Below are 26,345 nucleotides of genomic sequence, written 5' to 3' on the forward strand. Positions count from 1 at the left end.
TATAACTCTACTCATTTGGGATTAGTTTACTGAATGTTTTGACCGGCTGATAAGTTAAATTTATGCATTAAGATTGTTATTAGTGGACGCCAAAACACAAATAAAAATCAGTTTATGTTAACACTCCAAATTCCTTAATTTTCATGAGATTTATGACAGCCAAGTACCACTAAAACAAGTTTATAAATTAAGGCGGATTTATCGCAAAAACAGCATGACATTTACTATTATTTCTCGCCCTCCTTTTTTAGAGATTTTAGTCACATTTTATTCACTCTGAAAATGCCGAACATGATGGAAAAACTAGCGGAGTGGTGGTTATGCGAGCACTTAGAATAAAAATGAAAGAAAAAGGTTTCGTTTTCAGTTAGATGTGGCATTATCAAACTCGTTAAGACGATGTGCGTGCATCGTATAATGGCTATTACCTCAGCCTTCCAAGCTGATGATGCGGGTTCGATTCCCGCTGCACGCTCCAAGTCTCTTAACGCCTCAGTCTTACTCATAAGACAGTGTGCGTGCATCGTATAATGGCTATTACCTCAGCCTTCCAAGCTGATGATGCGGGTTCGATTCCCGCTGCACGCTCCAACTTCTCTTTAAGCTTCATTAAGCACTTTCTTCCAGCGATACCCTATTCAAAAATTTTCGCCGTTTGCTAAGTCCACAGTCATTAAATCTATACTGATTAAACTTATTTTATTTAAGCTTAGATTGACGAATCAACGCTAAGTGACCAACCAAAGCTATTAACTCCTTAAATCGCTTCGTATTTCTGACACCTATCCAAATCACACATTGCAGTTCAGCTTTTAATGATTTTCAAAATTGTTCCAATTTAATAATCTTGGTCAATATCTGCAAAAATCATTGTGTTAATGTGCGCGCATTAGCAACAACCCATAAATAATAAAAAATGTTTAAAAGCAATGAGTTAACAATTAACATCGAAGCAATTAATGTCGCGCTAGCAAAAGTTGAAAATGCCAATAAAATTCAGCTAGATACATTGAAAGGTTATGTGAACAGCGAGCCTGAACAGGCTGTACTGGCTTTTCGATCGCTGAATGAAGCAGAGTCAATCGATGACAAGTTTAAAAAGATCATGGCAGAGCTACCGCACCTGAGCGGCGAAGCACACCACCTGCTTGAAACTTCTATCTTGCTACAGTGATTCTAACTACAGATAAGCCTCAGCCAATCCAAGTTAGTTCATGTATTCCTGAACAGGTTGAGACTTATCTTTAACTGGTCATAATGTTTAACCAATGACTTAGCTGCCACACAAAGCTGTGCTGATAGGTTGAAATGAATTGGTGATGTAAGGCCCTCGCATTACTCCCAGAAGTTCCACCACTTTTTGCTGTTTTCTTCACGCTGCTGTTGGCCTTTCTCTGACCCTGTTCCTTCTTCTTTACGCTCTTGTTCCGCTTTCTTGTCTTTCTGCTTTTCTAATCCCGACTTTTCTTCGTCATTATCCATATCATCTTCGAGCTTTTCTTTCTTATCTTTGAGCTTCTCTTTACTCTCTTCGAGGGCTTCTTTCTCGTCTTCCAAATCGTCGAGTTCTTTATCTAGTTTCTGCTTATCTTTTTTGTTCTTACTTTTTTTCGCTTTCTTATTTTTCTCTTCGATCATTGAATCAAGCTGCTTCTCACGATCATCAATTTCGCCTTCAACTTTTTTAGCCTCAGCGAGCGTTTTCACTTCTTCTAAATCGGGCTTACCTTTACCAGCCCACTCAGGTTTAGCAGCAATGCTGTGGGTCGACCACGTTATTAAAGCTCCCGTTACTGCAAGTACTAGAACTGTCTTATTCATCCTTAAACTCCTATTCCTATAGTCTTTTAAAGCTAATACCTAAATAGCACTAAAACAAGGTAGCCATATCTAGCACTCATCCCTTTGAACTAGATATGGCTTGTGTATCACCTTATAGCGTTAACGACTTCACCATACCCGCTTCAGCGTGACCAGGAATATTGCACGCGAACTCTACGTTATTATCACCATGGAAATGCCACAGCAATTGCTTCGCTTTACCCGGCTTAACTGTCACTGTGCTGCCCGAATCATGTGCGTGATTACCCATGTTTTTCATCATTTCACGATGCTCTAACTGCTCTGAAGCAGATCCAATCGAGAATTCGTGATCAATCTTGCCTGTGTTCATCACAACAAACTGCACCACGTCGTTCGGCTCAATATCAACCTTGTTCTTAAATGTGATTTTCATATCGTCACTTAGCAGAACATGAACCACTTTATCCGGCTTTGCGCCTGTCGCAGGCATACCCACTTCAGACATGCCTTCCATATTCATCATCGAATGGTCCATCTTTCCATCCTTCATCATGCTGTGATCCATTTTTGAATGATCCATCTCTCCACTCTTCATCATCGAGTGATCCATATTCGAATGGTCCATTTCAGCAAAAGCCGTTGCAGTAGTTAACGTCAGTGCAATCGCAATAAGTGTCTTTTTCATGATCGTTCCTTAGATTAATTCAGTTATATATTTGTTAGTTTCACATGTTCATGTGGTACGCCCTTACTCACTCTGTTTTTGGTCAGTAAGGGCTAATAATCAATACGTTATTTGTTTATTTCATTTTGACTGTGCGTAATCTCACGCTGTTTCCAGAGCTTAAAGATTGCAGGCAACACCAGTAGGGTAAGCAATAGTGCAGACGCCATTCCGCCTATCATCGGCGCAGCAATTCGTTGCATCACTTCTGAGCCCGTACCCTCGCCATACATAATTGGAATAAGGCCAATGATCACCGTAAGTACCGTCATCATCACTGGGCGAACACGCAGTCCTGCGCCCTCACGAATCGCATCCGTCAAGTCTTCACTCTGAAGTGCTTGCTGGTTCTGCTCCGCATCCAATTTTTTGTAGTGCCATGCTTGGTTTAGGTAGACCAACATGATCACACCTATCTCAACAGCTACCCCAGCAAGGGCGATAAAGCCCACACCCACCGCAATGGAGAAGTTGTAATTGAGGACATGCATCAGCCATAGGCCACCAACCATTGCGAGTGGCAATGTCAGCATGATCATCATCACCTCACCGACGCGGCGGAAGCTGAGGTAGAGCAACAACATGATGATGGCGATGGTGATTGGCACTACGACACTCAAACGCTCTTTCGCACGCTCCATGTATTCGTATTGACCAGACCACGCCAGTGAATAACCCGCAGGTAAGACGATTTGATCGGTAACGACTTTTTGCGCCTCTGCCACATAAGAACCAAGGTCGCGTCCTTCGATGTCAACGAACACCCAACCATTAGGACGCGCGTTCTCCGTCTTAATCATTGGTGGTCCATCTTCATAGCGAATATCTGCAACATCAGACAAAGCAATTCGCGCTCCATTTGGTGTCACTAACGGCAGGTTCTGCAGCTTAACGACAGAATCACGATAGCTTTGTGGGTAACGGACATTGATTGGGTAACGCTCTAGCCCCTCAACGGTTTCGCCTACATTCATGCCACCAACCGCAGTCGAGATAACCTGTTGCACTTCTTTAATGCTCAAGCCATATCGCGCAGCCGAGCGACGTTTAATGTCTATCGTCACATAACGACCGCCTGCAACACGCTCGGCGTAGACAGAAGCCGTGCCACTCACGCTGTTGAGGATGGGTTCAAGTTGCGAACCAATATCTTCAATCACGCTCAGCTCTGGGCCAGCGATTTTGATTCCGATTGGGGTTTTGATACCGGTCGCTAACATGTCGATACGAGTTTTGATTGGCATAACCCACGCATTAGTTAAACCTGGGAACTGAATCAGATCATCAAACTCTTTACGCAGAGACTCCGTAGTGACACCGTCACGCCACTCATCTCGCGGTTTAAGCTGAATCACGGTTTCAATCATGGTTAAAGGTGCAGGATCGGTTGCTGTCTCTGCTCGACCAATTTTGCCCCACGTGGTTTCGACTTCTGGAATGGTTTTGATGAGCTTGTTGGTTTGTTGCAACAACTCACGAGCCTTACCTATTGAGATGCCCGGATACGTGGTTGGCATGTACATCAAATCTCCTTCGTCCAAAGGAGGGATGAACTCGCTGCCAAGCTTACTGGTTGGGTAATAAGCAGACGCCATTAAGCCAAGTGCGATAACAATCATCACCTTTGGATATTTTAAGCTTAGGTTCAGAAGCGGTTTGTACATCGCCACTAGGCTGCGGTTAACTGGGTTTTTGTGTTCAGGCAACACGTTACCGCGAATGAAGTACCCCATTAGCACAGGCACAAGCGTGATAGCCAAACCCGCCGCTGCGGCCATCGCATACGTCTTGGTAAACGCAAGTGGCGAGAACATCTTGCCCTCTTGCCCTTCTAGCGCGAACACAGGCACAAAACTCAAGGTAATGATAATCAGAGAGAAGAACAGCGGTGCGCCGACTTCTTCTGCTGCCTTACCAATCACCTGCCAACGGTTTTTATCAGTAAGCGGAGTCCGTTCAATGTGTTTATGAACGTTCTCAATCATCACGATGGCACCATCCACCATGGCACCAATCGCAATCGCGATCCCGCCAAGAGACATGATATTGGCGTTGATACCCTGCCAATGCATCACAATGAATGCACCTAAAATACCAACAGGCAGACTTAGTGCGATAACCAACGACGAGCGGATATGGAACAAGAACAGCGCACACACCACGGCGACCACGATGAACTCTTCAGCCAGCTTCTTCCAAAGGTTTTCAACGGCTGAATCTATCAAAGTAGAACGGTCATAAGTCGCGACAATCTCGACACCATCAGGTAAGCCAGCTTGCAGTTCAGCGAGCTTGGATTTGACTGAGTCGATCACTTCACTGGCATTTTCACCAAAGCGCATCACGATAACGCCGCCAACCGCTTCTCCTTCACCATTAAGTTCAGAGATACCACGACGCATTTGCGGGCCAAGGTTAATGTCAGCAATGTCACCTAATAGCAGCGGAGTACCTTTGTCGGTCACTTTTAGCGGCAGAGATTGAATGTCTTCGATGCTTGTCAGGTAACCGGTCGTACGAACCATGTGCTCGGCTTCCGCAATCTCAACAACAGACGCACCGGTTTCTTGGTTACCATCTTGGATTGCCTTATTGACTTGCTGAAGCGTTAAGTCGTAAGCACGTAACTTGGCAGGATCAATCTGTACTTGGTACTGCTTCACCATGCCGCCAACGGTCGCCACTTCAGACACGCCTTCTACGGTTTGCAATTCATACTTCAAGAACCAATCTTGCAAACTACGAAGTTCCGCTAAGTCGTGCTGACCGGTTTTATCTTGCAACACGTAGCTGTAAACCCAGCCCACACCGGTTGCATCTGGCCCTAGCGTTGGCTTAGCACTCGAAGGCAAGTTAGGTGCAACTTGGCTTAGGTACTCCAACACTCGTGAACGTGCCCAGTACATATCAGTATCGTCATTGAAGATGATATAGACATAGGAATCACCAAAGAACGAGTAACCACGAACCGTTTCAGCACCTGGTACGGCTAACATGGCGGTGGTTAATGGATAAGTCACCTGATCCTCAACCACTTGTGGCGCTTGCCCCGGATAACTGGTTTTGATAATTACCTGAACATCAGACAGATCAGGAATAGCATCGACCGGTGTATTTTTAACGCTGTATAAGCCGCCAAATACGATGGCTACAGTAGCAACCAGCACTAAGAAGCGGTTGCTAATAGACCAGCGAATGATTGCATTGATCATAGTTCGCCCTCACCCGCTTCTAAAGATTTGAGTACATAATCAGAACCCTGCTTCGCCACTAGAAACCGAATGGTTTGACCCTCGGCAAACTCAGATAAATCAAGGTCATCACTGGCTTGGAAATTCATTTCACCTGCTTTCCAATTCCACTCAGGGACTGGCTGATGTTTTACGGTGATCATGCCAAAATCTGCCATCAACATTGTAATGTCACCCGTTACCCAAACTTCGCCGGCGATCTTGTGTTGGTTGACCTTGTAATCCACAACCTCGTACTGCCCTGACTCTGTCTTTCGCATCTCAAAGTCAATTGCCTTACCACGTTGCACATCACTCATGTCTAAGCCTTCCGCAAAGGTGAAATTCATCACCATGCCCGGCCAATCCCATTCTGGAACAGGCTGATGGTTAATCGTCACCATGCGACTGCCTTGCATAACATCGGAAATTTCACCGTTTGCCCATACGGTTTCAGCTTCTTCTTCAACACCATTGATGCGTGACAGATCAGCAGTTTGGCTCGATTCAGAATCCAACATGAAGTGCGCAGAAGTGACAATGTTTTCGCCTTGCTCTAGCCCTTGAAGCACCTCTATTTTTTCGCCAGCTTCACGACCAACCTCAATACGAGCAGAGCGATACTTGCCAGAACCTTCTGACATCACCACTCGAGTCATACCACCGGAGTGAATCACCGAAGACCTTGGGATAGTAAGAACGGCTTCATCACTAATAGGTTTCAACGCAATATTGGCGAACATATTCGGCTTAAGCTCGCCATTTGGATTGGAGAACTTCAAACGAACGCGCAAAGTTCGAGTTTTTGGATCAAGGATTGGGTAAACGTAATCGACATTACCCAACCACTCTTTACCAGGAATGGCATCTAGCGTCATCACCGCATTGCTGCCTGACGAGATCCAGTGCGCTTGACGCTCAAACACCTCTGCATCAACCCATACTTCACCTAATGGGCCAGCACTGATCACCGCTTGTGCAGGCGAAAGATAACCACCTTCTCGGATATTCAAACTCGCTATAACACCATCGGCTGGCGCTTTGACTTCAATGGTTTGTGAGGCTTTGCCTTTGCGCGTAATAGCGCGGATTTGAGTCTTATCAACACCCAAGGTAATCAAGCGTTCAGTCGAGCCCTTGATCAAACCTTTACGACCCGTTTTATAAGCACTGATCAACTCTTCTTGTGCTTTAACAAGCTCTGGAGAATAGAGTGTGAAAAGCACATCACCTTTGTTTACCTTCTCACCCACTGCGTTGATGGAGAGTTTTTCCACCCAACCAGAAACACGCACGTTGGTTTGCCATAGCGCACTTTCATCAAATGCCACGTAGCCAACCGTTTCAATGCGCGGTGATAGCGGCTCTCTTGTGACTTGTGCGGTTTTCACGCCAAGGTTATTTTCCACCGAAGAATCAATAAACACGGTTCCAGGCTTATCTTTGGCTCCGCCGTTCACATCGTCTGCATACACAGGGATAAGATCCATCCCCATTGGCGATTGACCTGGCTTATCACGCTGATAATTTGGGTCCATCGGAGCTACCCAATACAAAGGCTCATCGCTGGCTTCTGTGCTGGTTGCCATTGCTGACATGTCGTGTGCTGGATTAATTAGAAAATGGTTCACCCCAAAACCCAATGCACCACCGACCAATAAAGCGATTGTTGCTACTTTTACTGAACTCATTATGTATCCCTTACTGATTCTCTGTGGTTGCAAGTTGTGGTTGGTTTACTTGGTATTCAAAGCCACTGACTAACGCCGCCAGTTTGCTATTAACGATGTTGAGATCGGTGATCAAACGTTGTTGCTCTAACTGAAGCGCCAGCTCATCGGTCGTTGCTGAAATGACATCGTTAAACTGGGCGGTGTTGTTTTGATAGCCCCTCTCAACCGCGCTGATTCGTGCTGCGGTTTGAGGAAGCAAGGACGTTTGATAGCGATCTAATCGCTGGATCAGATTTGATCTGTCCACCAGCAATGCATTCACTTGCGCGTTCATTTGGGAAAGTAAGGTGTCTTTTTGAGATTTAGCCGCACCAACTTGATACTGAGCAGCCGATAAGTTCTTATCTTGTCGATTCCCCGTAAACAGCGGGATGTCGACAGTCAGATAGGCACTCACCAGATCAGAAGCAGGTTCACCTGCCATGTTATTGGCTTGACGGTGTGCATACATCACTTCCACCCCAAACTGCGGGGTATAAGCTTGCTCGGCTAACTCAACCTGAGTTTGATTGGAGGAAATACTGACATCGGAGATCTTAACCAAAGGATGGTCAGTCAGTAGCTGGTAGTGCTTGGTTGAATCGATATTGGTCGCTAATTTGCTTTCCAACAATGACCAATCGATTTGGTTAGTTGCATTCAGTGTGCCCTGAGAATCAAGAACCTGAGAGCCTAGCCAATCAGAGCCCAACCATTCAGAAAGCTGAGAGATTAAGCGGCGCTGAACCTGCTGGTTTGCCTGAAGTTTCTCATCAAGCTTGCTCACTTGAAGCTGAGCATTAAGCAGATCTTGCGCTTCACTTTTACCAATTGAGTAATTGGTTTGTACATAGTTTTCAAGCTCAACCAACAAGCGACGATTTTGACGAATCACCGACTCAGCCTTTTGCTGATAACCTAACTCAAGCCAAAGCTGCGTCATGCTATTCGCAACCGTCAATTCTCTTGCTTGCACCTGCAAAGCTAAAGCATCTGCCTGTTGACCTGCCTTTTTCTGTTGAAGGTTAAGCGTATCGCCACGCTCAAACTGCTGCATCAGCCCTACCGATATATTGGTCATCGGGTCTTCGTCGAATTGAAAGCTATCGACAGGCAAACCGCCAAATCCAACTTTTAATTTAGGATCCATTAAGGTCGAGCTGGCAATGCCCGTTTCTCGCATCGCTTGAGACTGAGCAAAGTACTGTTTGCGATTTCCATCTTCGCTTAACGCAATCTCAATCAGTGTATTGAGTTGCTGCGTCGAGCTTGCTTGGTCATGTGCTGAAATGTGTTGAGCATTTGACGCTGACGCCGTGGTAGCCGCGAGCGTAGCACTTGAAAACAAGGCCATAGGCAAGGTAGCAGCAACCACTAAGCTCGTGTTCATGACAAACACAGAGGTTGTTGGTTTCATATTCACAATGAATGTCCATATCTAGCGCTAATTAGCGCATAAAAAAGAAAGGCTTATCAGATTTTTCTAACTGATAGAGCTGTATTTTTAGATATAGATTTATGCGGAAGGTGGGCGTAGCAAAGATTGTGCACGAGTCACTTTTTGACCAATAGTCACAGAGTGATGAGGTGCGAATGAAGAGGAAATTTGGTAGTTGGCTTGGAGCGCCTGAATTGTGTGTGATGCTGTAGAACAAACAGAATAGCAACAGATATGAGCAGAATCCGAACCGCCACAACAGTTGTTGCCCATCACATGCTCACCGTGAGCATCCATTGATTCTTGATGCGAAGCCATCTTGTCATCAGCAGACAGCTCAACATAAATAGCGTGGTCATCATGGACAGAGTGATCACCATGAACATGATCGCTCATGTCTGAATCGGTAACGGTCACATGGCAACCGGCAGCAAATTGATTTGCGGCATCAGGATCGCTCGGCAAATCGTTGTGCTGGCAGATAGACTTATTCGACATCATCTGCGTTGCCATGATATTAGCCATCATGGCTGAAGAGCTTGAGGCATAGCTAGACATCAACATCGCAATGATGCTGAAAACAATAATCCAAGTTTTTCGGAATGTGTTTGTCATAGCTTACCTTTGAATTTACACCGCAACTATAAACGTTCCCCTTAGGGTAAGGTCAATGCCATTGTGCCGATATTTGGCTGACCGTTGAAAAAATATTCATTCATACCCGTGATTTGTCGATTATTTGAACTTAAGGTGCATGTGTATCATCAATGATAGTTCTGAATAACCAAAAAGTGCAACTCACTAAAAAAGCCTTCAACACAGGTTGAAGGCTTGAATCGTTACCCTAATTTATTAATGTGAACACTTAAATGACGAGCTCAGCTCGAACCATTAAGTGACTCACTCCACTCTTTCGATAATCGTCGCAATACCTTGCCCCATACCAATACACATGGTTGCTAGCCCATATCGACCACCACGCTGTTCCATAATATTGATAAGGCTACCGACGATGCGAGCCCCCGAACATCCTAAAGGATGACCCAGTGAAATCGCACCACCATGCAGGTTCACCTTATCTTCACGCTGCTCCCACAAGCCTAATTCTTTTAAACACGGGATAGCTTGCGCTGCAAACGCTTCATTCACTTCTGCAAAATCGATATCGGCGATCGTTAGATCTGTCTTCGCTAACGCTTTTTTGGTTGCCGGTACGGGTCCATAACCCATAAGCGCCGCTGGCACTCCCGCAGAGGCAGACGAGATAACTTTAGCTCTCGGTTTGATGCCGAGCTCGATGGCTTTATCTTCACTCATCACCAGCAAACAAGATGCGCCGTCAGACAAGGCTGAAGACGTACCTGCCGTTACGGTTCCTCGCGGATCAAATGCAGGGCGAAGCTTAGATAAAGATTCAGCCGTAGTTTCAGGACGAATCACCTCATCATGTTTAACCAAGATTGGCGCACCGCTTTCGTCATGGCCCATGGTTGGGACAATCTCGTTATCAAAACGACCTTCAAGTGTCGCTTCGTGCGCAAGTCGGTGTGAACGAGCGCCCAGTTCATCTTGCTCTTCACGCGACACGTTATGCAGTTGCCCAAGGGCTTCCGCCGTTAACCCCATCATCGCAGACGCTTGCGCCATATTGCGGTTATATGGGTTTAGGTTGATGCCTTTTGTCATCGGGATATGCCCCATATGCTCAACACCACCAACGAGGGCAACATCGGCATCACCCGCTTTTATCGAACGCGTCGCCATGTGCAAAGCGTCCATTGAAGAGCCACACAAACGGTTCACCGTGGTTGCTGGTACTTCTTCAGACAACCCAGCTTGAAGTGCTGCGACCTTCGCAAGGTTAACACCCTGCTCTTCTGTTTGCTGCACACAACCCCAGATCACATCATCAATCAGAGTGGATTCAACCTTTGGCTGACGCTTCAGCATTGCACTCATTAAGTGAGACGAAAGATCATCGGCTCGTACATGTCGAAATACACCATTTTTTGAACGCCCCATTGGAGTTCGAATCGCATCTACAATCACTACGTTTTTCATATTTCTTGCTCCAGATTACGCGTAAAAATTACGGTTCAGTTCAACACGGTCACGAAGACCTTGAGGGATAGCATATAAAGAACCTAAGTCTTCATATTGTTGGGCAATCTCTAGCAGCTTATCTAGACCCATGCTATCCATGTAGTAGAAGATTCCGCCACGGAATGCCGGGAATCCAGTGCCGTAGATAAACGCAATATCACCCTCGGCCGCTGAAGAAATAATGCCGTCATCTAAACAGCGAATCGCTTCATACATCATCGGTAGCATCATTCGTAGTGTGATGTCTTGAGGCTCCATTGAGATTGGTGCATCACAAAGGCTGTCAATAAGTGCAGTGGTTTCCAAGTGGCTTTCTGGCTGTAAGCGGCCTTTGCGATCCGCTTTGTACCGATAGAAACCCTCTTTTGTTTTTTGTCCTAAACGGCCTTTCGCCACAGATTCCGCGATCAGATTCGCTTCAGGCTTGGCTAAACGCGTAGGGAAGGCTTCGCTCATCACATCAATGCAGTGATCCGCAGTATCGAGTCCAATCACATCAAGCAGATGCGCTGGCCCCATTGGCCAACCAAACCCTTTGCTCATCACTTTGTCGATTTGAGCAATATCACCGCCCGCAACCAACAGCTGGTTAAAAGCCAAGAAGTAAGGTGTTAGGCAGCGATTAACCAAGAAGCCAGCACAGTCGTTCACCACGATCGGCGTCTTGCCAAGTGCCAGAACATAGTTGACTGCGGTTGCAATGGTTTCCGGTGATGTTTGCTCACCTTTGATCACTTCAACCAACGGCATGCGATGCACCGGATTAAAGAAGTGAATGCCACAGAAGTTTTCTGGGTTCTTTAATGAGTGCGCTAAGCCACTGATCATCAAAGTAGATGTGTTTGATGCAATCATTGCATTTGGCGCAACCTGTTCAAGCTCAGCTAACACCTTTTCTTTAACGATTGGATTCTCAACGACCGCTTCTATCACTAAATCACAACTGTCTAACGCTGCATTGTGCAAAGTCGGTACGATACGGTTGAGCACTTCACCCATCGCCTCTGGGCTCTTACGACCGCGAGTCACTTGCTTTGAAAGCAGTTGATTCGCTTCATTTAGTCCTAACGCTAAGCCCTGTTTGTTGATGTCTTTGAGTACCACATCCAGCTTTTTATCCGCGGTAACATAAGCGATACCACCGCCCATAATACCCGCGCCGACCACACCCACTTCTTCGGTTTTCTTGCCGCCTTTAGCGTGTTTCTTTGCTGTCGCTTTTACTGCCATGTCGCTCAGGAAAACATTCACCAAAGCGTCTGCTACACCACTTGCGACACATTTGATGATTCCCGCTTGCTCAAGCTTTAAGGCTTCATCGCGAGAACAACGAGCGCTTTTAGAAATCGTGTTCAGAATAATGCCCGGTGCCGGATAATGCGGACCAGCTGCTTTCGCGACCATGCCTTTAGCCACATTAATCGACATCGCCAGTTCCGCGTCATTCAGAGTCAGTGGCGCTTGTTTTTCTGCATAACGCTGCTGCCAATCAAAGTCACCAGAGATGCACGACTCAAGCATGGTTAGCGCGCTTTCGGTTGGGTTTGTCTTGCTCGCATCAATCACACCATCAACAACGTGATGTTCTAACGCTTGTTTCGCCTTAAAGGTTTTACCCGTTGTTAGCCACTGCAGAGCCGTATCGACACCTGTGATGCGCGGTAATCGAGTCACCCCACCCCATGCTGGCATAATGCCAAGCTTAACTTCAGGCAGGCTCATTTTTAGGTCGGTCGTTGCAAGACGATAATCCGCAAGCAGTGAAAGCTCGACTCCACCACCAGCCGCCACACCATTAACGATGGCGACTTTAGGAAGGTTGAGATCTTCGATTCGGTTATAAATGGAATGCGCCCATGATAGGTAATCGGTAATGGCCGCATCACCATCACTAAACAGAGAGCGAAAGGCTTTTACATCCGCACCCGCGCTAAATAACGCTTTGCCCGAACGGATGATCAGACCAGCAGCATCACTGTTTTCAAGTTGTTCGGCACAGCTTTCAAGTTCAATGAGTGCCGACTTAGTGAGTGTGTTAACCGAATCAGACTCTGCGTTGAAAACCAATTCAACAATACGATTAGAATCTTCGATAAATGCGAGTTTGAAAAATTGTCCTGTAAACATAATTACCTCCTACTTCACTAAGCCATGTTGTTTTGCTTCAGCCAGTAACGACTCACGAAAATCTGGGTGCGCGATGTTCGCTAACGCATGAACGCGTTCAGAGACCGTCATACCACGCAGGTTAACCGAGCCGTATTCCGTCGCCACGATATGTACATCGTTACGAGGTGTGGTAATCGGCGTGCCCACTGGCAATGACAAACGAATATTCGACTCTAAGCCGTCTTTGCCTTCACGCGTTGCTGCCAGGGCTAAGATGCTGACGCCATTTTTTGCCATGTTCGCTGCTCGTACGAAATCTAACTGACCACCAGAGCCTGAAATCTGGCTAAAGCCCGCACCTTCAGAAGCAACTTGACCCACAAGGTCGATCATCAAACACGTATTAATGGAGACAAAATTATCGTTCTTAGCGACTTCATACGGGTCAACGACTTCGCTCATTGAGCCCATCTCGATGTCTGGGTTGTTGTGCAGAAAGTCCATGACTTCTTGAGGGCCCGCCGCGAAAGCCGCGACGATCTTGTTCGGCATGTGATTCTTTTTGGTGCCAGACACAGCACCGGCTTTACACATCTCCATGAGAGATTCCGTAAACATCTCTGTATGAACACCTAGATCTTTACGGTCTCGAAGCGCCATACCCATCGCATTTGAGATGGTTCCAATACCAATTTGCACCGTCATTCCATCTTTAATGTATGGGCTAACGTGTTTTGCAATTTCGGTCTCTAGCTCTGAAGGCTGGCCAGCTTTAGGTGACGCGATACTATGATGGCCTTCGACTAACGCGTCCGCGCAATCGACATGCACGATGTTGTCTTCATTGCCGATAAAAGGTTGCTGCTCATTAACAACAAAAATTACTTTAGAGGCATGTTTTAGTGCAACCTTCGTTGCTACGCCGCCACACGCGCCTAAGCTCACAAAACCGTCTGTATTCGGTGGTGTCACTTCAACGACAACCGTATTCGGCTGCAGTTTTTCAAAAATATTTTCGAAATTTGAGAAATGAAAGTTCGTCACTTCTACGTTGCCTGTGCTTTGCAGCTTTCTTTCAATTGGCCCCATGAAGAGACTGATATGCTTGAAGTTATCTCGATATTGAGGCTTCAAAAATTCGAAGGGAGTCGTCATCAAACCTGTGTAGATTTCACAATCACTGAATAGGTCGAGGTGTTTATCCAACTCCTTTAGAAAAACAACTGGAATGGACAGTAAGCCACCTGCCCAGATTTTGTCACCTGATGCGAGTTTGCCTACCGCAGACTCTAACGAGAGTAGTTTTTCGCTATGGATCTCTTGCCAATTATTCATTATGTAGTTCTCATTATACTTTGCATAACAGGCTAAATTTTGAATATTACTTTTCCATTAAAACCAAAACTTGTATGTTATGCATGAACGTAGGGTACAGATAAATATCCTTTTCACGGCATTCAGAATACAATTTCCCTAGGCTTTAACTTTGCAATTCAGGACAAGAAATTCACTATTCTGGACAATTAATCACTTTGTGTTTTTGATCACATCTCCGATTTATAAGGTTATAAAATGGCATTGGAACAGCGCTTTCATAACTCCCTTTCGGTTCACGCTGGCTGGCAAGCCTTGCTCGCTTTAACAGCAAAAGAGCATCAAGTGGAGAGCCAATTTTTTCCGCCAAAGCGTAAGAATTCAGATGGCCGATTGCATTTCCACGACCTTCGTGAAGAGTTAGTAAAGCTGTGTGAATATACCGATGATGAGCTGATCCCCGTAAGAGCCGCGAAGCACGTTACTCCCTTAACCTTTGGCAGTTACTCCTTAGCACTATGGACCGCTCCAAACCTCGAGGCGATGCTAAAAACTGCGGCTGAATTCTCGTTCATTATTGCGTCGCCTATCCGGCTTCAGTATCGAGAAAATAAACAAGGTAGCGCGGAGTTATGGGTACTCAATAGCGAGCCTTTCAGCCAAGAAAGCCACGTCACCTACCTTGGTGTAACAATGCTGATCGCCACACTCATTTACATCATCAAGCATGTGATCCTTAGCGAAGACATCGATGTGAGCGTCAAACTGATTGAGCACAAATTCTCTCCCGAGCACACCGAACAACTCGAGCAGTTAACTGGAGCAAAAATTACCGCCGGACACCCAATAAGAAAGATCGCTATCGACAAAAAGCACCTTCATAAGCCTTTAGATAATTACGATGAAGGGATCTATTTTTCGGCACTGAATCTGCTGAGAAAAGACGCGGAGTCCCTAAAGAAAGGCGACCTGATTCTCCAGATCTACAATACGCTTAATCACGCTAACAACTTAGAGAATGTTTCGGGTGAGAGCCTTGCTCAGTCGCTCAACATGAACATCCGAACGTTGAATAGAAGGCTTGCTGAGCTCAATACGAACTATCGAGGCGTAGTCGAAAAATACAAGCTAGAAAAAGCACTGCACTTGTTAGAAGATCAACACATCAACATGACCGAGATTGCCTACCAACTTGGCTTTTCTGATTTGAGCACTTTCTCACGTGCTTTTAAGAGGTGGACAGGGCTAAGTCCAATAAAATTAAGACGAAGTCAGAATATCACCTAGGTAAAGACTGATCTAAATCAACGTTACTTTCGATGGCATATTCGGCAAAACTTTTGTCCTAAAATGCAAAGTTAGCACGTTCCTCCCTTGCTTTAATATCACCAGTACTTGCTTGGTTAACACCCAATGCATTCAATTATTGGAGATTAGATTATGTTAAAACAAGAGCATAACGTGCTTTTTGAACCGATGAAGATCGGCTCTTTAAAGCTAAAGAATCGTTACTCTATGGCCCCGATGGGTACCTTAGGTTGTGTCGATGGCGATGGTGCGTATAACAGCCGTGGCGTTGAGTATTACGTTGCTCGTGCACGTGGTGGTGTTGGCCTGATCATTACCGGTGTGCAAATGGTAGAAAATGAACTTGAACAGTTCCCTATGCCTTCCCTTCCATGCCCAACCAACCATCCGACCGCTTATATCCGCAGCGCAAAAGAGATGACCGAACGTGTTCATACCTACGGAACTAAAATATTCGCACAGCTTACCGCTGGTTGGGGACGCTCTTGCATTCCGGGCTTCACTCCTAAAGACAAATCCGTTGCGCCTTCTGAAGCACCGAACCGCTTCGACCCTTCAATCACACACCGTGAACTGACCACTGAAGAAGTAAAATACTTCATCTCTAAGTTTGTTGAGTCGGCTGCTATTGCCCAAAAAGCAGGCTTTGACGGTGTAGAAATACACGCGGTTCATGAAGGCTACTTACTTGACCAATTCACAATGGAATTTTTCAACCAACGTACAGACCAATACGGTGGCAGCTTCGAAAATCGTTATCGCTTTGCGGTAGAGATTGTTGAAGGTATCAAAGCTGTTTGTGGCAAAGACTTCCCAGTATCATTGCGCTACTCCGTTAAAGGCAACATGAAAGGTTTCGGCCAAGGTATCCTTCCGGGCGAGCGCGCTGAAGAAGTGGGTCGAGATATGGAAGAAGGCCTTAAAGCGGCTGAGTACCTGCAAAGCGCTGGGTTCGATGCTCTGAACGTTGATGCCGGCACCTATGACTCATGGTACTGGAATCACCCGCCAAACTACTTCCAACCGGGCATGTACAAACCCTACTGCAAAGCCGTTTCAGAAGTGGTCGATATCCCCGTATTAATGGCTGGCCGTGTGGAGAACCCAGACCTCGCTTCGCATGCTGTTCAAAATGGCATTTGTGATGGTGTGTCACTGGGTAGACCCCTGCTCGCCGATCCAGACACGGTCAATAAGATCCGCCGAGGTCGTTTCGAAGAAGTTCGTCCTTGCTTATCTTGTCACCTTGGTTGTCTAGGTCGTATGGCTGAAGTGGGTAACCTATCTTGCGCGGTTAATCCAAGCTGTGGACGAGAAGAAGAGTTCAGATTACTACCAACGCACAAAACCAAAAAGGTCGTCGTTGTCGGTGGTGGTGTCGCGGGAATGGAAGCCGCTAGAATTGCTTCTGAGCGCGGACATGACGTTGTACTTTTCGAAAAAGGCGGCCAACTGGGTGGCAATGTCATCCCAGGTAGCCAACCTCCATTCAAGCATGATGATAAAACCTTGATTGAGTGGTTCAGCGGTGAAATGACTCGACACAAGGTAGACGTAAAGCTCAACACAGCGGCAGACAAAGCATCAATTGAAAGCGAAAAGCCAGACAGCGTTATTTTCGCTACAGGCTCTCGCCCAACTCAACCTAACTGGTTGGAAGGAAAAGATAAGCCGCACGTTTTAGTTGCCGAAAATATGTTGATGAACCCTGAACTAATTACAGGCGACAAAGTCTGTGTAATTGGTGCCGGTTTAGTTGGCGCAGAAGCGGCTCTATGGATGGCTCAACAAGGTAAAGCAGTCACATTAGTTGAAGCATCAGACGATATCATTGGTGGTCCTCACGGCACCTGTTTTGCTAACTACCAGATGTTGAAAGAGCTTCTAGCCAAAGAACAAGTGAACGTTCTTACTTCAACACGATTAGAGCGAATCACTGACACGGGCGTTTGTCTAAACATTGAAAACAGCAGTGTAGAAATGCTTTCCGATCACGTCGTACTAGCGCTTGGCTACAAAGCTGAAGATCACTTGCATGAAGAACTGGCGAATCAACTGGACGTTGATGAAGTATTCAATATCGGTGACAGCCAAAAAGCGAGAACGATCATGGCCGCAATCTGGGATGGCTTTGAAGTGGGTCGTACACTTTAAGATAATCTTACGCTTTAAGTTAACTGTACGCTTTTAGTTAGTTGTACTAGGTAATTTAGTCCCGTTCAGTTAAAACACCGAAACCAAACATGGACGTTTGGTTCCTGCCTCTCGCTGTATCTTTCCTTAAGTGCCCTCCCCACTTTCGTCTCGTTACATCAAAACGAGATAATTCTTCGACTTTACAGTTTTTTCTTTAAAAATTATCCAATTAGCTAGCGAAACCTCTATCTGTGTATTTTACTTAAAATAGTGCAACCACGATTCACGGATGAGAAAAATGGCTAACAAAAAAAACGTCGAAGCAAACAAGAAAAATACAGAAATCAAAAATAAGAAAAGTAACGAGCTAGAACAAAAGAAGCCAACCAAAAAAAAGAAGCGCAGACTGCATTCACACCTAAAAGTTAATATCCCGCTTTTTCAATCACTCATGATGATACTGCCATCATTAACTAAACACGCGGCTGCCGAGGATATAGACAGCTCGGGCGATACCGAAGAACAACTACCCACCAATAGCGTGACAGAAAAAGATGTCAGCGACCACCATGGAAAAACGGACTCATCAGCGGTTACTCATCCAGAGGCTCAAACGAATGATAGCGACGTAAACTCGACCTTAAGTGCAAGTCACGCACCCCATGGTTCGAGCTCTCACTTGGTTCCTTCTCATCATTTATCGACGCTTTCTCACCCGCAAGTCCATTACATTCCTTCGGTATCGATGCCAACCATTTCTTCTGGAAGTAACGGCCAGCCGACTCATTCGAATGTGCCGACGACACCTGCTTTACCCGTTACCTTCATGCCAGAAGTCATAAAAGGTACCTACGGAGAGCTTCATGTTGATGCAAATGGTCAATACACGTTTGTATTAAACCCAAAATCGCCTCAATACATACTGTTGAATCAGCACCAACAAGGTACTGATCATTTCTTGTTGCATCTATCTAACGGCTCAAGCGTCATTGTTCAAGTTCCGGTCACGGGTAAGCAAGACACGCCAAGTATTTCTGGAGACTTAACAGGTGTCGTCACAGAAGATCACAATATTGATTCACAAGGCTTGTTACATGCGAACGGTAAAATTGATGTCATAGACCCTGATCAAAGTGAAAGTTCGGTTACGCCGGAAGTTATCTCTGGGAAGTATGGCTCATTAACCATCGACGCAGATGGGCATTGGCAGTATCAAGTTGATAACTCGCTCTCTAATGTTCAAGCGTTAACCGCAGCCACTTCATTGCATGAAAGTTTCACTATTCACACAAAAGATGGCACACCGCAAACAATCGATATGACAATTGGCGGCAACGATGACAATGCCGTGATCACAGGCGTGGATGCTGGCACGTTAACTGAAGATTTAACGACACAAGTCCAAGGACAGCTTTCGGTAACGGATTCAGATCTTGGAGAAGATCACTTTCAGGCATCACAAGTAACTAGCAATTTCGGTACGCTAAGCATCACCAAAGACGGTGCGTGGACATACGCTTTAGATAACAATAATCCAGTAGTTCAAGGACTTGCCCAAGGTTCAACTACGACAGACATCGTCACTGTTCACTCTGCAGATGGCACCACCCATAAAGTAACGATCACGGTGAATGGCACTAACGACAAAGCAATTATTGGTGGAACAAGCTCAGGATCTGTCACCGAAGAATCTCAATTGCAAACATCCGGTACGTTGACTGTCACTGACGTAGATACTGGCGAGGCACATTTCTCCAACACAGATATCGTAGGCAACTTGGGTACTCTACATCTGACCGATTCTGGTACTTGGACGTACGACCTCGATAACACAAACCCTACAGTTCAAGCATTAGGTGCGCATAAAACAGCTACCGATACTATTACTGTCCACTCCGCTGGCGGCACGCCTCATCAAGTGACTATCACGGTGAATGGCACTAACGACAAAGCAGTTATTGGGGGAACAAGCTCAGGAGCTGTCACCGAAGAATCTAAGCTTCAAACCTCTGGTTCGTTGACTGTCACTGACGTAGATACTGGCGAAGCACATTTCTCCAACACAGATATCGTAGGCAACTTAGGTACTCTACATCTGACCGATTCTGGGGCTTGGACGTACGACTTAGATAATACTAACCCAACCGTTCAAGCGTTAGGTGCGCATAAAACAGCTACCGATACTATTACTGTCCACTCCGCTGACGGCACGCCACACCAAGTGACGATCACCGTGAATGGCACCAATGATGCTGCGGTGATAATGGGGACATCGACAGGCGATGTCCATGAAGGACACACTTTTACCGCGCCAGACGGCAGTATGACTGGCGGTTATGTTGATGACCGTTCACCTGATCATCAGCACGGAAACATAGGGAAATTGTGGAACGATGAAATCCATACCGATGGCCACCTATCGGTAGTGGATGCTGATGCAGGTGAAAGCTATGCCCAAACAGGCACTTATTACGGCACTCATGGTCGTGTCATACTTCAAACTAACGGGGACTGGACCTACTATGCTTCCATCGGCCAAGATGCAACCGGCAGAGCTATTGATCATCTGGGTAAAGGGGAATCACTAACCGATACTGTCACCGTTAAATCTGCAGATGGCACCACACACGATATCGTTGTCACCATTCATGGCGATAACGACCGCCCATACTGTTCTTCAGAAGTACAGCTCAACAGCGGCAAAGAAGACCTCGCGCAAACCATCACAGCCACCGAACTCTTAGCAAACACTATAGACGTGGATACCAATGACATAGGCAAGCTGACGATTGCGAACCTTCATGCTGATCATGGTTCTATTCAAGATAATCAAGACGGTACCTTCACTTTCACACCAACCAAAGACTACAACGGCCAAGTGCACTTCACTTATGACGTGACAGATGCGCATGGTGGTATCACTGCAACAGGCGCGAATTTACAGTTACAAGCAACTGGCGATGCTGCGACTATTACTGGAATTGATCAAGGGAATGTGACAGAAGATCGTGGTTATATTGATACACAATATAATCTTCATTTTGATGGAAAATTAGATATTGTTGACCCCGACCAAGGTGAAGCTCAGTTTGATATTCAAAGAGGCCACACCTATCACGGAATTGGCTATGATACAAAAATGGGTGGGTGGGTACTTTTACAACAAGATGGTACTTATACTTATACAATTGATAATCGTAAACCAGAAATTCAAAATCTTGGGTCAACAGAGACTCTTGTCGATAAGGTGACAATCCACAGTGTCGATGGAACAAGTCATGAAATTCAGATCACAATCCACGGTACAAATGATGACCCTAAGGTTTCTTCGGTAACAACTCTTCCTGCAGGAACTGAAGATACAGATGTCGTTCTACACGCTTCTGATTTACTCGCCAACGCTACAGACATCGACCACAATGATGCAGGGCAACTCTCAGTGGCCAACCTCACCGCCGACCATGGCAAAATCACCGATAATCATGACGGTACTTTTACCTTTCATCCTGCCCTAGATTACAATGGCAAAGTCTCTTTTACCTATGATGTAAAAGATGCACATGCTGGCAGTACAGCGACTTCAGCGAGTATGACGTTAGCACCAACCAGTGATGCAGCGGTTATTACAGGCTCAGGTTCTGGGGTTAAAGAGGATATCAATGTGGATATCTCAGGAGGGTATCTCCTTGGAGCTTCTGGTGTGTTCCATGTTGTTGACCCTGATGGTCCTGCACAGTCGCAATTCCCAGATGTGCTCTATGGTGGTATTTATCAAGGGTCTCATGGGGGAGATCTTCAGGTGAATAGTAATGGTAACTATTACTACCATATAAGTAATTATTTAGTACAACATCTCTCAGAGGGTGAAACACTCAAAGAGGAGTATACCATTCACAGCGTTGATGGAACTCAACACAAAGTGGAGTTTACCGTTGAGGGGACCAATGATAAACCAGTCCTCTCTGCCCAATCACAATCGGTAACTGAAGGTGGAACTCTTTTATCTGGTCAGATGCATGCCACTGATGTGGATACAAAAGACACGCATACCTTCACTATCGATAAACCTGTAGATGGCTTAACCTTTAACAATGATGGTAGTTACACTTTTGACCCCTCCCATGCCAGTTATCAAAACTTGGGAGCAAACAATGACCAAGTTATACATGTTCAGGTAAAAGTGGATGACCATAATGGTGGGACCGATACAAAGGAGCTTACCCTCGTTGTTCATGGTACTAATGATAAAGCCGTTATTTCTGGAGATACTCATCTTTCTTCATCGGAAAATCATATTCTTCCTCACGGCACCGATACAAGCTTTAGTCCTGTATCGCTGCATGGGCAGATGACAAGCACTGATGTTGATTCAGGAGAAGCAAATCTGTTTCAGAAAGAGTCAATTCAGGGAGCCAATGGCTATCTTCACATGGAGAAAGACGGAAGTTATCGTTATGATCCCGCTCCCTCACAACGCGATGTAATAAACTCTCTAACTGCTCATGAAAGCTTCACTGAAACATTTACAATTCACTCCATTGATGGAACACCTCAACAGGTGCAAGTCACTATTAATGGGAGTAATGATTCTGCTCAGATACTCGATATTAATGTGGCCCATGTGGGCAACATGAGTCATGGTGGCCTTTCGGAAGATAACCAGAATCAAATTGTTGGATCACTGTTGAAAACTGTAGGATACGTCAATGTCGTAGATCCCGATCACGGTGAAGATGTCTTGCAATCGGAAACGGTTACTACCACAAGTGGTGGGGTATTTAAAATCACAGGGCATGATTGGACCTATGAAATTAATAAAGACTCGTCAGTTGTTCAAAATTTGGGAGCCAACGAACAGATTGTGGAGCGTCATACCATTACCTCTATTGATGGCACTGCCTCTCATAAGATAACTGTGACGATTCACGGAACTAACGATGATCCACAGGTGAGTTCGACGGTAACATTAGCCTCGGGTACTGAAGATACGGATGTTGTACTACACGCGTCTGATTTGTTAGCCAATGCGACAGATATTGATCATAATGATGCAGGGCAACTCTCTGTGGCCAATCTCACCGCCGACCATGGCAATATCACCGATAACCATGACGGAACCTTCACCTTTCATCCTACACAAGATTACAACGGCAAAGTCTCCTTTACCTATGATGTGCAGGATACACATGGTGGAAGTGTCGCTACATCAGCCTCAATAACTCTCACTCCCACCCGCGATTCTGCTGTGATTTCTGGCAATGATGCGGGAACGATTATTGAAGATCATAATGTCGGGCACAGCTCAGCTCAAAAGATTGCAATATCAGGCTCTTTGTCTGTAACTGATCCTGACACAGGCGAAGATCATTTCCGGTTTAACCAATTTGGTGAGAAAGCGATACATGACCCCTTTGGTGGAGATCTAAGAATAACTCCAGCTGGAAGTTGGGGGTATGAGGTTTCAAACAGTCGCTTGCAATCATTAGCTGAAGGTGAAGTAGAAAAGGTTGTATATCGTGTTTATTCTGCAGACCACACTGCCCACGATATAACAATAACGGTGACAGGCACCAATGATCAGCCGACCATCATTGCGACAACACTTGCACATGGCACTGAAGACACGCACTACCAAATGCAAGCCAGTCAATTTGGATTCAGTGATATCGACTCCGGCGATACGCTACATTCCATAGCAATCACAGATCTTCCGCCAGCAACACAAGGTAAGTTTTTACTTGATGGACACGATGTTACAGCGAGACAACAGATCTCTACAGCTGACATCAGTAAACTTCAGTTCGTCCCTGCGCAAGATTTCAATGGTGACGTCCAGTTCAAGTTTACCGTCAATGATGGACATGAAAATTCGTTAGAGGCTACCAATACCCTTCATATTGACCCTGTCGCCGACGCAGCAACAATCGCCGGAGTAGACACTGGCGGCGTTACTGAAGATAGCTTCTATGGTATGCAATGGCTCATAACCAAAGGGCAACTAACCATTAGCGATGCGGATACAGGTGAAGATAAATTCGATTCAATGCTTCACGCTCAAAACAATGCAGGCATTGGTTATGACACCAAATTGGGTGGGCACGTACTGTTATCTAAAGATGGCAGTTGGCAATACAATATGGATAACTTCTCCCCTGCCGTACAAAAATTGGCAGAGGGTGAAACCGCAATAGATACGGTCACGATTCACAGTGTGGACGGGACTTCGCATGAAATTCAGGTCACCATTACTGGCACCAACGACGCACCGATTCTCGGCGTAAACCAAACATCATCGACGACGGGTACATTAACAGAGACAGATGTCGACGTTAAAGACACACATACTTTCTCTGTCGTCAGTTCAACGGGGCAATTCGGATCACTGTCGGTCAATCCAAACACTGGTGACTACGTCTACACACCCAATACGTCAATCACCGGAATGAGTTATAACTCTGCCACCAACACCTATCATGGTGTGGATGTGTTTGAAGTAAAAGTGAGCGACCAACATGCCGAGAGTTCGAAATTCATCACCTTTGATGCCTCGGGGCATGTCACCACCTCACCAACGGGTGGTCTGGTCATATCAACCACAGTACCTCAACAACCTTCGGTAACCGCGACGCAACCAACCTTGCCTTCAGGCACTAACATCGCACCAACGAACACCGTTACTCTGGATCTTGCATCAACCAGTGATTCTGGTTCATCAAGCACTGACAACCTGACCAATGACACGACCCCAACAATTACCGGACACACTGATATTCCATTCTCGAAAGTCACGATTTACGATGGTTCCACACCCGTTGGACACGCGGTGTCTGATGCATCTGGACAATATAGTGTGGCAGTAAGCAGCTTATCGAATGGCGATCATAATCTATCCGCCGAAGCATTAGCTCCTTCGTCAGTGATGTCTGCAACTTCTTCGCCTCTGTCTGTCCATATAGATACGCAAGTACACGTCGGTATTCAAACAGACCCGATTACCGCCGACCATGTGATTAATGCTCAAGAATCCAACAGCTCCATTGACATCACCGGATCCGTTTCTGGCGATTTTAATACAGGCAACATTGTGACTTTAGATGTAAATGGGACACAGCATACTGGCGTGGTCGATGCAAAAGGACACTATTCAATTGCCGTACCTGGCAGTGAACTCATTGCCGATGCTGACCAAAAAATAGAGGCATCAATAGCGGTAACAGATACCGCAGGTAATAGCGCTCATGCCACTGCAGATGTTACTTACCAAGTCGATACACAGGTTAGCGTTCCTACGATTACTTTTGAAAACGCAGGGTCAGACAACTTATACAGCAAAGCTGAAATTGCCCGAGGCCATGCAAATACGATCACAGCAACCGTTACGCCTCCTGGTGATGCCAAAATCGGTGAGCATCTTGTCGTTAACGGTCAGGATCATGTATTAGATGCTCATACTCTACAGCATGGAATACAAATTGAAGTTCATCCCGGTTCTAATGTACAAGCAACAATGACTGACGAACACGGTAATACCGCAGGTAGCCAAGGTTTCGCTGCAAGCGCTATTCCTGAACCTATCATTGTCAGACCACCATCGGGAAGCCACCAAGTATCTGGCACGCTTGGGGTCCCACCACTACTACCATCGTTAACTCCGGTACCAACAGCACAAAGCGGTTGGCGAATCCATTTACCTAACGGACAGTACGTCACTAGTCATCATGGCCAATACGGGACATTAACCATTGACCCTCAGACTGGTCATTTACATTATCAAGAGCAAGCCCAAGTTCACACGGGCCCTCATGGCAGCGCTTCTGGTATAGGTCAACATGAAGATAAATTTGAAGTGGCATTGCAAGGGACAAATCAAGATGAAGTTGTCGCCCATGTGAATATCCAGATACTCAGTCATGGGCCTGGACATAGTGGAAAGCTGACAGTTGGAACTGAAGTGGTTGATATGACAATCACACCTTTGGTCCATACATCACACCCAGCTCCCCCACCACCGCCTCCTGTTCAACATGACGAGCCAGACATGGCTTCACAAGCCGACTTTACCGTCACTCTAAGCGATGATAGTAATCTGGATTTAACCCAGCAGACCCATCAAGAACCCGATCAGAAAACCAGTCACCATGGCGCAGCCGCTTATCTGGATGCATTGGGCATTAAACCCGATGCGACATCGACAACGGTTCATGATCAACCTGCGGATATGGATATCGTACTTGCACAAGTCGACCAACCAGATGCAGTAACACATGACCAAGCGCACTTGGATATGTCAGACGCGCTGGAACACCATGATGCAAACATCAACCATAACCAAGATGATGAGCACCATCATCACAACGACGTAGACGGGCTACCAGACATTGATCCAAATAGTTAACCGATAACGAGACTAAACAGAAGGGAGCACATAATGTGCTCCCTTTTTATTATTTGCTGTTGTTATTCGTTTA

Annotated in this window: 13 protein-coding genes and 2 tRNA genes; 6 read left to right on the forward strand and 9 right to left on the reverse strand. The window is 45.9% G+C overall.

Annotation, left to right across the window (positions count from 1 at the left end):
- Positions 1 to 403: 403 nt before the first annotated feature.
- The 3 genes from OCV20_RS20330 (at position 404) to OCV20_RS20340 (ending at position 1,174) form a co-directional block, all read left to right on the forward strand.
- Positions 404 to 478 (forward strand) — tRNA-Gly (locus tag OCV20_RS20330).
- 38 nt (positions 479 to 516) lie between these two features.
- Positions 517 to 591, forward strand: a tRNA-Gly gene (locus OCV20_RS20335).
- Between the two features lie 325 nt (positions 592 to 916).
- Entirely contained in the window at positions 917 to 1,174 is a 258-nt protein-coding gene (locus OCV20_RS20340) for a hypothetical protein (RefSeq protein WP_004731488.1), read from the forward strand.
- A 161-nt stretch (positions 1,175 to 1,335) separates the two neighbouring features.
- Here the strand turns inward: OCV20_RS20340 and OCV20_RS20345 are convergent, their stop codons facing one another.
- The 9 genes from OCV20_RS20345 to OCV20_RS20385 form a co-directional block, all read right to left on the reverse strand.
- A complete protein-coding gene (locus tag OCV20_RS20345; RefSeq protein WP_086774143.1) occupies positions 1,336 to 1,821 on the reverse strand; it encodes a hypothetical protein in 486 nt (161 codons plus the stop codon).
- A gap of 112 nt (positions 1,822 to 1,933) precedes the next feature.
- Positions 1,934 to 2,488 (reverse strand): copper-resistant cuproprotein CopI, encoded by a 555-nt coding sequence (gene copI / locus OCV20_RS20350; RefSeq protein WP_017085575.1) that lies wholly within the window; start codon positions 2,486 to 2,488, stop codon positions 1,934 to 1,936.
- Between the two features lie 107 nt (positions 2,489 to 2,595).
- Positions 2,596 to 5,739 carry an efflux RND transporter permease subunit gene (locus OCV20_RS20355; protein WP_086774144.1) on the reverse strand — a complete coding sequence of 1,048 codons (3,144 nt, stop codon included), beginning with the start codon at positions 5,737 to 5,739 and terminating at the stop codon, positions 2,596 to 2,598.
- Complete coding sequence (locus tag OCV20_RS20360; RefSeq protein WP_086774145.1) at positions 5,736 to 7,448, reverse strand: efflux RND transporter periplasmic adaptor subunit; 1,713 nt, start codon at positions 7,446 to 7,448, stop codon at positions 5,736 to 5,738. The genes OCV20_RS20355 and OCV20_RS20360 overlap by 4 nt, the downstream gene beginning before the upstream one ends.
- Positions 7,449 to 7,458: 10 nt before the next feature.
- The gene (locus OCV20_RS20365; protein WP_050620637.1) at positions 7,459 to 8,886 is read right to left on the reverse strand and encodes a TolC family protein; all 1,428 of its coding nucleotides are present in this window, start codon (positions 8,884 to 8,886) and stop codon (positions 7,459 to 7,461) included.
- Positions 8,887 to 8,985: 99 nt separating this feature from the next.
- Positions 8,986 to 9,522, reverse strand: coding sequence for a hypothetical protein (locus tag OCV20_RS20370; protein ID WP_086774146.1), 537 nt, complete (start codon positions 9,520 to 9,522; stop codon positions 8,986 to 8,988).
- A gap of 285 nt (positions 9,523 to 9,807) precedes the next feature.
- On the reverse strand, positions 9,808 to 10,968 hold the full coding sequence (gene fadA / locus OCV20_RS20375; protein WP_086774147.1) for an acetyl-CoA C-acyltransferase FadA: 1,161 nt from the start codon (positions 10,966 to 10,968) through the stop codon (positions 9,808 to 9,810).
- A 15-nt stretch (positions 10,969 to 10,983) separates the two neighbouring features.
- Positions 10,984 to 13,137, reverse strand: coding sequence for a fatty acid oxidation complex subunit alpha FadB (fadB, locus tag OCV20_RS20380; protein ID WP_086774148.1), 2,154 nt, complete (start codon positions 13,135 to 13,137; stop codon positions 10,984 to 10,986).
- Between the two features lie 9 nt (positions 13,138 to 13,146).
- Positions 13,147 to 14,454 (reverse strand): acetyl-CoA hydrolase/transferase family protein, encoded by a 1,308-nt coding sequence (locus tag OCV20_RS20385; RefSeq protein WP_086774149.1) that lies wholly within the window; start codon positions 14,452 to 14,454, stop codon positions 13,147 to 13,149.
- A 237-nt stretch (positions 14,455 to 14,691) separates the two neighbouring features.
- Here OCV20_RS20385 and OCV20_RS20390 point away from each other — a divergent pair, with 237 nt between their 5' ends.
- The 3 genes from OCV20_RS20390 (at position 14,692) to OCV20_RS20400 (ending at position 26,272) form a co-directional block, all read left to right on the forward strand.
- The gene (locus OCV20_RS20390) at positions 14,692 to 15,720 is read left to right on the forward strand and encodes an AraC family transcriptional regulator (RefSeq protein ID WP_086774150.1); all 1,029 of its coding nucleotides are present in this window, start codon (positions 14,692 to 14,694) and stop codon (positions 15,718 to 15,720) included.
- Between the two features lie 153 nt (positions 15,721 to 15,873).
- Complete coding sequence (locus tag OCV20_RS20395; protein ID WP_086774151.1) at positions 15,874 to 17,895, forward strand: oxidoreductase; 2,022 nt, start codon at positions 15,874 to 15,876, stop codon at positions 17,893 to 17,895.
- Between the two features lie 280 nt (positions 17,896 to 18,175).
- On the forward strand, positions 18,176 to 26,272 hold the full coding sequence (locus tag OCV20_RS20400) for a VCBS domain-containing protein (protein ID WP_261881484.1): 8,097 nt from the start codon (positions 18,176 to 18,178) through the stop codon (positions 26,270 to 26,272).
- Positions 26,273 to 26,345: the final 73 nt, after the last annotated feature.

Source organism: Vibrio coralliirubri (assembly GCF_024347375.1).
In the GTDB taxonomy this organism is placed as follows: Bacteria; Pseudomonadota; Gammaproteobacteria; order Enterobacterales; family Vibrionaceae; genus Vibrio; species Vibrio coralliirubri.